The following is a 9673-nucleotide window of genomic DNA, read 5'->3' as shown; positions in this document are numbered from 1 at the left end:
CGCCCAAGGCGCCCAGCTTGCCCCCAAACCCCCAGGGGACCCAAACCAAAAATCAAATGGGGATGAACACTACAAACGCGGGGAGGGAAGAGAGAATCAATGCTCCCAAGGAGGACTACCAGACCTTGACCTTGTCCCGAGAAGGCTTGAGCAGGCCTCGGGCCCAATACCACTCCAAGGTCTGCCGCACACCCTCCTCAAAAGGTGTCAGCTTGAACCCCAGCTCCCGCCGCGCCTTCTCAGAGGAAACTCTCCAGTCGTAGAACACATAAGAGGCCAACGCGAGCGGATAATAGGGCTCCCGCCCTGTGAGATCAGCCAGCTTCGTCCAGACCCATGCCAGGGCCAGCATCGGGAACGCCGGGACATTGATCCGCCACGTGGGAACCCCCGCCACTCGAGCCACGATCTCGTAGATCTCCGCGTGCTGTCGGCTGCGATCCGCCACGTTGTAGATTTCCCCCACGCGACCTCGATGAAGGGCGACCTCGATGACGCGGCAGAGATCCGGAACGAAAATCGGGAACGTGTAGCGACGGCCGCCGTGCACTTGGAGGCGCAGCCCTTTCAGGAAATCCTCGAAGAACAGCCGGTTGAAGGCGTAACGCCCCCACGGGCCATAGAAGGCCCCCGGACGCAAGATGATGGCGGGAAGGCCTCCCTGGAACGCCTCTTGCACAATGCGTTCCCCCTCCAGCTTTGTGCGCTGATATTCATCAACCGGTTGACATGGATACGTCTCATCGATCACCGTCCCCGGCCGCGGCCGGCCGATCACCGCCACCGTTGAGATATGGACGAACCGCCGGATGCCCACTGCCTGCGCCGCCTGGACCATGTTGCGGGTCCCTTCTACATTCACCCCCCAATAACGCTCCCGTGGCCCCCAGAACCGGAAGTAACCCGCCGCGTGGATGACCGCCTCGCAGCCTGCCACCGCCTCTTGAACCGAGGCCGGATCCTGCACATCTCCCCACGCGATCTCCACCCCGTGGTCCGCAAGGAACCCCCAATCGGCCGTTGGCCGGACCAGAGCCCGCACGCGATAACCCCGTTCCACGAGATACGGACACAGGTTGCGGCCCAGGAAGCCGGTGGCGCCAGTGACCAACACCCGCATCACAAGGATCTGCTCCTATGGGATGAACGCTGATGAAATTTAAAAAAATGAACTCACCCCCCAAATATCTTTTATCCTCCCTTCCCACGGCCCTTCGGGCCGCGGGAAGGGAGGACGGGCACTACGAATGGGATAGTGGAACCCTTACTTGTCTCCCCTGAGAACAAACTCCAGCCCCAGCCTTCGGAGGGTCGCTGGGGTGGGCTGGCCGGTCTCCCGATCCCACCCCCGCACCTCGTAATATTCCCGCAGCATCGTCTCGATATCCGGCACAAACCCCGCTGCGCCGCCATCGGGCAGCGGCTCCAAGAGACGCTTGGGCAGGCGGTCATCGGCCTGAGTAGCCCCAAGCCGGTGGTTGATCATCCGCTTGAGCTGCCAGGCACGCTCCCCAACCTCCAGCATCTGCTGGAGATCCCAATCCCACCCCATCGCCGCATTCAGCAACGCTAACGCCACGCTCGGAGCGACATTGGCGAAATAACATAGCACCAGTCCATTGCACACCGTGCGCCAGTTCTGGTGGATCGCCACATACCGAGCTTTGTCTTCAATCTGATGCCGGTCGAGAAATGGGATGCCTAACTCCTCATTGGATTGGCCCAGCTCTACCATGAAGAAATCGCTTTGATTGTGGCAGGCCCCACGTGGTGAAGTGGCATAGCTCAAAGCTATCCCCGCGACGCCCCGCGGGTCGTGATAGGGGACTTCGAGTCCCTTGACTTCCACCGCCAGGTCCTCCGCGCCGAAGGCTCGTGCCAGCCCCCGCGCCCCCTGTGAGAGAAGTTCCCCAAAACCCTCTCGCCGCGCCGTCTGGGCAATTAAGGTCTCCACCGGGTGCACGTCCCCCCAGCGCAGGGTTAGCCCTCCCGTTTCCCGCTCCGTGATCCGGCCTTGTTCGAAAAGCAGATACGCCAGGCCCAGCACATTCCCCATGCTGATGGAATCCAGGCCGTAGCGATCGCACAGGTCACCCAGATGCGTGATGGCCTGAAGATCGTCGTTCAGGAGGTTTGGACCGAAGGCGGCGATGGTCTCGTATTCCGGTCCCTTCGCCTTGACCCGAGCGTAGGGGCCTTCGGGGATGGTCACCACCCGGCCACATGCGATGACGCAGGCGTGGCAGGCCGAGACCCCGGAAAGGATGGTTTCGGCCATGGCCGCCCCGCTGACCTTAGAGGCCCCTTCCCAAGTTCCCTGCCCGTAATACCGTTTGGGCATGCTCCCCAGCAACTCAAGATACTCCGCCGCGCCGGCTGTGCCCGTCTCGCGAAACACGCGGCTCAAGTTATCCTCACGAAGAGCACGGTTCGCCTGGGCCCGCAACATCTGAAAGGCCTCGGGGCGGGCAATCGGCAGTGGCCGGGTCCCCCGCACCGCGATCGCTTTCAAGTTTTTAGCGCCCATCACCGCCCCCATCCCGGTGCGGCCTGCCACCCGGCCGTGATCGCAGAGGATGAGAGCGAAGGGGACCTGGTTCTCGCCGGCAAGGCCGATGGCTGCCACCCGAACGAGGGGATCGCCAACCTCCTGCCGGATCGCAGCCTGGACCGCATAAGGATCTTGACCCCAGAGGTGGGCGGCGGGGCGGAGTTCGACCCGCCCATCGCGGATCCATAGGTAAACCGGCTCCGGGGCACGCCCCTCGATCCACAGAACGTCGTAGCCGGCGAACCGAAGCTCTGACCCCCAGAACCCGCCGCAGTTTGACTCCCCCCACAAGCCGGTGGCCGGGGAGCGGGCACAGACCGTAAACCGTCCCACCGCCGGCCCCGCGGTCCCGGTGAGCGGACCCGTGATGAACACCAGAGGGTTCTGCGGACCTAAAGGATCGACCTCCGGGCGCAAGCGCTCCCACAAGAGGCGGGCCGCAAGGGCACTTCCTCCGATGAAGGCCTCGACCCAGGAGAGAGGGATCTCCTCCTCCATGACCTGGCCTGTTGAAAGATCGACCCGCAGAAGGTGCCCAAATCGCTCCATGGGTGATCCTCCTATATCACGCCGACTGGAAGTTGTCCTCTTTGGGCCTGTGGCCGGTGGTCAGCCTTCGCCAACCGGAAGATACGTCGGCGCGGGCCGACGCTTGGGGCAAAGCACCCCAGAAGGCCGATTGCTGAAACTTATAATCTCCACATTCCGCGCGGAGGATACACCGTGGGAAGCGGGGACCTCACCCCCAAACCCCCACGGGTGAGTTCATTTTTAAAACTTCAGCAATCGGCTCCGCATCATCACGCTAAGGTCACAAAACCCAGTGTTCGCAGTGGGATGCTTTAGCGCCCGTTTCAGCGTCTGAAAACGCGGGGCGAACCGGAAGTCAATCCGGATTCTCCGCCTCCGGATCCGTGTGGATGGGGAGCGGGTTGGGAGTGCGCCAGACCCGCCAGAGCCCTCGGAGATCCTCTAAGGCGGTGCGCAGGATCTTCACCCGGGTATCCGGATCCTCCCGCCAGATCACCGGGACCTCCCAGACGGCGTAGCCACGCTGCTCGGCCCGCAACAGCAGCTCTGTATCGAAAAACCATGACTGGTTGGCCACCAGGGGGATCAGCTCTTGGGCGGCCCTCCGGGTGATCGCTTTGAACCCGCACTGGGCATCCTGAAAACGGCGCTGAGGGAAGAGCAGCCATACGATGAAGTTGTAGATGCGGGAGATCAGTTCCCGCTTGAAGGAGCGAACGATTTGGGATTGGGGATGTAAGCGATTGCCGGTGGCGATGTGATAGCGCCCTTCGACGAGGGGCTGGATGAGCGGCATGAAGGCGCTGAGGTCTGTGGAGAGATCGACGTCCATATAGGCCATCACGTCCGCGTCGCTCTCCAACCATGCCTTACGCAGCGCCCGCCCCCGCCCTTTGCGGTTCAATCGGAGATAGCACACCTCATCAGGCCACTGCTCAGCCAGGCGCCGCCCGATCTCCGGTGTGCGGTCCACCGAGGCGTTGTCCGCGATCACGATCCGCCAACGATACGGACAATGCTCCCGAAGGAACGCGCGCAGCTTATGAACACTGGGCTCCAGATCTCGCTCCTCGTTATAAACGGGGATCACCACATCCACTCGTACCGTCTGAGCCATCGGTGAGAAAGCCTCCTGATAGTTGTCTTCACGCCGACTGGAAGTCGTCCTCCTTAGGCCTTCAGCCTGCGGTCGGCCTGCGCCAATCGAGAGGTACGTCGGCGGGCCGACGCTTGGCCAAAAGCGCCTCAGAAGGCTGATTTCAATCACGCCGACCGAAAGTCGCCCTCTTCAGGCCTTCGCCGACCGTGCCCAGCGTCCGCGCAGCGGACGCCCGACACGAAGCGCCCAAGAAGGCCGATTAATGAAATTGAACAAATTAATCCAGACATTCCCCGCTGAGGATACACCGTGAGGGAAGCGGGAGGCCCCACCCCCTTTGATCCCTCCTCCCCACAGGGAATTAATTTTTGCGCGCCCAGACCAACCCCTTTCCCCTCAGCTCTCATCCAGCCTCTCCCAAGGCGCCGGGCGAGGAGCCCCTCGCAGCGAATCCAGGATGGGAGAGGCGAGCTCTGGGTAGAGCGCGGCGAAGGCCTGTAACAGCCCGAAACATCCCGTCAGCATCATGTCCCCGTAGGGAACGGCAAAGTAGACCGGGTGACGAGACCCTCGCAGCAACCCCCGTCGGGGCCCAACCACGGCAACACCTTCCGGCGCCATGGGCGTGGTTTCGAACATCAGCGCGCCGTGCCCCATGTCCTCGAACACTTCCTCAAACCTCAAATCCCCAGCCATCAGCCGGCTGAGCAGACGGTCCAGCTTCTCCTGATCTAGAAGCCCGGTGTGATGCTCGAAGAGCCCCTCCACCTCCCCATTGCGCATGCGAAAGGCCAGCGTGTGAAAGTTCCCGATGTTAACCACTACGCGATGCCGCCAGGCGGCCACTTGGGGATCCAACGTGGCCCCTAGAACCGCCGCAGGTGCCGTATCCATCGCCGCTACGGGCCCATCGAAGGCCTCCCGAACCGTGCGCACAACCGCCTGGAGCCGGGTAAGAATGGAGTGGATCTCCTCCCCGCGATGGGCAAAGGCCAACAGATCCCGGCGCTCCGCCAGCTGTCGGGCCAAGTAATCGAATCGAAACTTCCGATCGGAGTAGCCCGGAGGTGCTGCGCCGTGATCGAAAACAGCCACCGCCACCCCATCCAGTCGGAGGGGCACATCGAAAGCCTCGAAAGCCCGTCGCAGGGCCTCCCAGTCAACATCCCGCAGCGCGAGGCGGACCACCTGCCTATCCAGGCGGGCGGCCTCGTCTTCGCTGACGATCTGCACCCCCATCGCGCGCACCACCTCCAGGTCATCGTTAAAGGTCCGGGCCGCCTCAGGGGTTGCATACACCGGAAGGCCCGCCCGCAGGTGATCCTCCACCGCCCACTGGCACGGGCCGCCGCCCATCGTGACGCCCGTGAGGAGGATCGGCCGTCGCTCCCGAGTGGCCCGCCGGATCGCCCGCGCGACCCGGAGGGTCGGTGAGGGGAGAATCAACTGACAGGCGTTTTCCAAGTCCTTCTCGCTATCGTAAAGCAAGATGTCCTGGGTCCCGGTTCCGATATCCATACAGAGAATCTTCACGGAAACCCTCCCGATGAGCTAAGCATAAGGCCTAACCTGCACCCCGCATCCAGGCCATTTGGGTAGGGGCACCCACAAGGAGTGCCCCTACAAATCGTCGGTCCTCTATCCAAGAGGCCGAGGGGATCGTTCCGCGAGGTGCTGGACGTGCGCTTGGAGCGCCTCCACTGCCTCCTCCGGCGTCCCCACCACCCGCAGCAAGCCAACGTCCTCTTCCCGGATATAGAGCGGATCCAAATAGACATCTAGCAAACGCCGCCATCGGGATCCCAATAGAAGAAGCGGGCGGAGGGGAAGCTCGCCGGTTTGCAGCAGGCTCCATGCCAGCGCCATCTCGCTCAATGTCCCAATGCCTCCGGGCAGGGCGATCAACGCGTCGCCCGCCGTGACCAGATAGTGCAGGCGTTGAAAGAGGGTGGGGAACTTGATCTCCACATCCACATAAGGGTTGGCCTTCAGGCCCCAACGGTCGAATGGATCCACCGTCACCCCAATCGTGAAGCCGCCCGCCTCTTTCGCCCCAAGGCTCACGGCCTCCATCGTCCCACGGTACCCACCGCTCATGACCACAAAGCCGGCCTCCGCCAGCCGGCGACCCAATGCTCGCGCCATCTGATAGTCTGTGGATTCCGGTGGCGGGGTGCTGCTCCCGAATACCGAGACGATCTTCCCCTGCATTTCAAGGAAACTCCTGTCCGGAACGCGATGGGTCTCCTCGTAGGGGTTTAGCGGCGAGCCGGGCACCTTCAGCGCCCCGGCTCGCCCCCAAGACCCTTGTCATCCCTCTCCCTACGGCCCTTCGGGCCGTGAGGCCACTGGCCCTCACCCTCCTCTACCCCCAAAATGGAAGGAGCGTTAGCGGTGCGCGATCCCCTTCCCCTTATGGACATTCAAGTTAAAACCCGCCGATCCCCCGATAACGGAATCGCTCGATGAGAAGGATACCGAGGAATGTCACGAGGAGCAACAGCGTGCTCATGGCCATCGCTTGGCCCAAGTTCAACTCGCCCGGCTGGCTCAGGAAACGGGCGATGGCCAGCGGCATGGTGGTCATCGTCGGACGGGCGATCAGGGCAGTTGCCCCGAATTCCCCCAAGGAGACGCAGAAGGCGAAGATGGCCGCCGTCAGAAGCGCCCGGCCCAACAGCGGCGCCTCCACATGCCACCACACCCGCCATGGGGATGCCCCCAGGGTCATCGCCGCCTCCCGCCAGCGAGGGTTCATCCCCTCCATCGCCGGCAGAAGGATCCGCACCACGAACGGGTAAGCGATCAACGTGTGAGCGATCACCACCAGGAGCGGGGAAGTGCGCAGGGCCATCACAGCCTCCGCCAGCCCTGGGAACACCCGCAAGAACACCCGAGGGCGGCTGAACCCTGTCAGGAACCCGAACCCCAGCGTGACGGCGGAGGTGGAAAGCGGGAGCATGAGCAGGGGGTCCAGCCAGCGGCGACGACGACGGCCCGCAAGCCCGTAGGCGACCATCCCCCCGAGCAGCAGCGAGAGCACCATGACCATGCCGGCGAAGATCAGCGAGTTCCGCACTGCTTCGATCGGCGCCACATAAGTGACCGCCCCACGCCGGTTGATCCATAGCTCTTGATAGTAACCCAGGGTGAGCCATCCGGTATAGATCGCCGCCTCCCCCGGCTTCCGGGCCGTCATGGGGGTCACCGAGCGCGCGATTAACGCCAGTAATGGTAAGCCAATCCATAGGGAGAGCGCTGAGAGCCCCAAGGCCACCTTCGTGCGCTCCCAGGGGGTGCGCGGCGAGCGGGCAGTGGATGCCGCCGGCCGCCATTCTAGAGGAAAAGTGAGACGCGCCTGCAGACGGGTGTAGAGGGCTAAAATTCCAAAGGTCAGCCCCAGTTGAACCAGAGCCAAAGTCGCCGCGGCGGGGAGATTGAAGAGGCCCACCGCCTGTCGGTAGATCTCCACCTCCAGCGTGGCGTAGCGAGGACCGCCCAGCAACAACACCACCCCGAAGCTGGTGAAGTCGAACAAAAACACCAGCGCGGTGGCTGCCAGGATCGCAGGCATCAGAAGGGGGATTGTCACCCTTCCAAGAGTGCGCCAGCGGTCCGCCCCCAACGTGTGGGCGGCCATCTCCAACGTTGGATCCAAGTGAGCCCATGCGGTCCCGACGATGCGCAGCACCAGGGTGAGGTTATAGAACACATGGGCGACCACGATCGCGGCCAGGGTGTTGAGGAAGGAGATCGGTGGCTCCGGGAGGTTTAGGAGGGCCATCAGGGCCTGGTTGATCCACCCCCGGGGGCCTAAGAGCGCCGTGAACGCAGCCGCCACAACGACGGTCGGGAGGACAAAGGGCACCGTGGCCATCGCCTGCCACCATCCCCGACCTAGGAAAGGGTAACGGGCGAAAAGGCCCGCCAGGGGCAAGCCCAGGGCCAGGGTGACCATCGTGGAGAGCGTCGCTTGACCTACCGTGAACCCCAGCACCTTCCAGAACGCCGTCCCTCGGAGCGTCTCAAGAATGGCTCCCCAGGTGATCCGCCCCTCCGGAGCCAGGCTAAGTTGAATGATCGAACCGAGGGGGTACAAATAGAAAGCCCCGAAGAATAACAGTGGAGGAATTAACAGAAGATCCCGTCGAGACATGGGAGTGAGAACGTGCTTCACACCTGTTCGGGGGCTATTGACTGCAGTTTCCCCTGGAGATCTTTGGGGGCTGGGGACCGCCGAATGCGGCCCTCAGCCCCCAAAGATCTCCCCTTATGGATTTTCCCTCATGGGCGCTGGCCAGTCCAGGAACATCGCCTCCAACGCCAGCCGGACGTTCGCGTTCCGACGCAGCGCCAGCCACGCCCGGCGCGTGGCCTCTAAGGCTGCCCGCGCTCCCTCCACGCCGATCCGCCCTGCAACTTCCTGAAGGGTCAAGCGATCCTCTTCATGGGTCAGTGGGAGATCCGCCCCGCTCGCCAAGATCAGCACATCCCGCCACCAGGCCATGGCCGTTTCCAAGAAGGCGGATCGAACCCCTTCCTCCTCCCCCGAGAGGGCCTCCGCGAAGGCGAAGCGCCCGGCACGCCCTTGAGTCAGCAATTCGTGGATCTGACGGATTCGATCCGCATACTCGGCCAGCACCTCCGGATCCTGAGCGGCCTGCACCGCCCATCCCATCCGCCCTCCGGATAGCCGGGCCAGCCGATCTGCTTGATCCGGCGGGATGCCCCACCGCTCCTCAAGGGCTTGGCGAACCCTCGGGATGGGCACGGGATCCAGCGAGAGGATCTGGCAGCGGGAGACCACAGTGGGCAATAGGGATTCCGGAGAAGGGGCGATGAGCATCAGCACCCCATAGGAGGGCGGCTCCTCCAGCGTCTTCAGCAGGGCGTTGGCGGCCTCCGTCGTCATCGCTTCCGCCTGATCGAAGAGCACGATCCGATAAGGTCCCTCTACAGGCGTGTGAGCGAGGAGCCGCTGTACCTCTCGGACCTGATCGATCTTCAAGCTGGATCCCTCTGGAAGGACTTGAATGGCGTCTGGGTGATGGCTGGCCTGCATCAAACGGCATGAGCGGCACGACCCACATGGAGGATCCGGGTCCGTGCACAGCAGGGTCATCCCCCAGGTCCATGCCAGCGTCCGCCTTCCAACCTGTGGAGGGCCGGTGAAGAGATACGCGTGGGCGATCCGCCCCTCCGCGCGCTGGCGCTCCAATCGCTGAATGATCAGGTCATGACCTACAACGAACCGGGAAAGCCCCATGGCCCCCTGCCGATTGGATCGCTCCTTGCATTCAGGAAGGATAACGTGAACAGATCCCACAAGGGGTTCACAGCCGCCCCTTGGGTTAGCCTTCGTCGAATCCCAGGACGGTCACAAAAAGGAACAGAGCTGGGGGGCTTTCCCGGTTCGTTGTAGGTCATGACCTGATCATTCAGCGATTGGAGCGCCAGCGCGCGGAGGGGCGGATCGCCCACGCGTATCTCTT

The 9673-nt window shown here is 63.0% G+C and carries 7 protein-coding genes; all 7 read right to left on the bottom strand.

The window, feature by feature from the left end:
- Positions 1–115: 115 nt before the first annotated feature.
- Positions 116–1120, bottom strand: a complete 1005-nt coding sequence (locus ACFMO5_RS14215; RefSeq protein WP_376793407.1) for an NAD-dependent epimerase/dehydratase family protein — start codon at positions 1118–1120, stop codon at positions 116–118.
- A gap of 144 nt (positions 1121–1264) precedes the next feature.
- On the bottom strand, positions 1265–3100 hold the full coding sequence (locus ACFMO5_RS14210; protein WP_376793406.1) for an aldehyde ferredoxin oxidoreductase family protein: 1836 nt from the start codon (positions 3098–3100) through the stop codon (positions 1265–1267).
- A gap of 337 nt (positions 3101–3437) precedes the next feature.
- Positions 3438–4199 carry a dolichyl-phosphate beta-glucosyltransferase gene (locus tag ACFMO5_RS14205; RefSeq protein WP_376793405.1) on the bottom strand — a complete coding sequence of 254 codons (762 nt, stop codon included), beginning with the start codon at positions 4197–4199 and terminating at the stop codon, positions 3438–3440.
- 378 nt (positions 4200–4577) lie between these two features.
- Entirely contained in the window at positions 4578–5714 is a 1137-nt protein-coding gene (locus tag ACFMO5_RS14200) for a DUF1786 domain-containing protein (RefSeq protein ID WP_376793404.1), read from the bottom strand.
- Between the two features lie 105 nt (positions 5715–5819).
- The gene (locus ACFMO5_RS14195) at positions 5820–6392 is read right to left on the bottom strand and encodes an LOG family protein (RefSeq protein WP_376793403.1); all 573 of its coding nucleotides are present in this window, start codon (positions 6390–6392) and stop codon (positions 5820–5822) included.
- A 217-nt stretch (positions 6393–6609) separates the two neighbouring features.
- Complete coding sequence (locus tag ACFMO5_RS14190) at positions 6610–8337, bottom strand: ABC transporter permease (RefSeq protein WP_376793402.1); 1728 nt, start codon at positions 8335–8337, stop codon at positions 6610–6612.
- 114 nt (positions 8338–8451) lie between these two features.
- The gene (gene holB, locus ACFMO5_RS14185; RefSeq protein WP_376793401.1) at positions 8452–9447 is read right to left on the bottom strand and encodes a DNA polymerase III subunit delta'; all 996 of its coding nucleotides are present in this window, start codon (positions 9445–9447) and stop codon (positions 8452–8454) included.
- Positions 9448–9673: the final 226 nt, after the last annotated feature.

The sequence above is a fragment of the Thermoflexus sp. genome, from assembly GCF_042408365.1.
Lineage (GTDB): Bacteria > Chloroflexota > Anaerolineae > Thermoflexales > Thermoflexaceae > Thermoflexus.
This window is presented reverse-complemented; position numbering and strand designations above follow the sequence as displayed.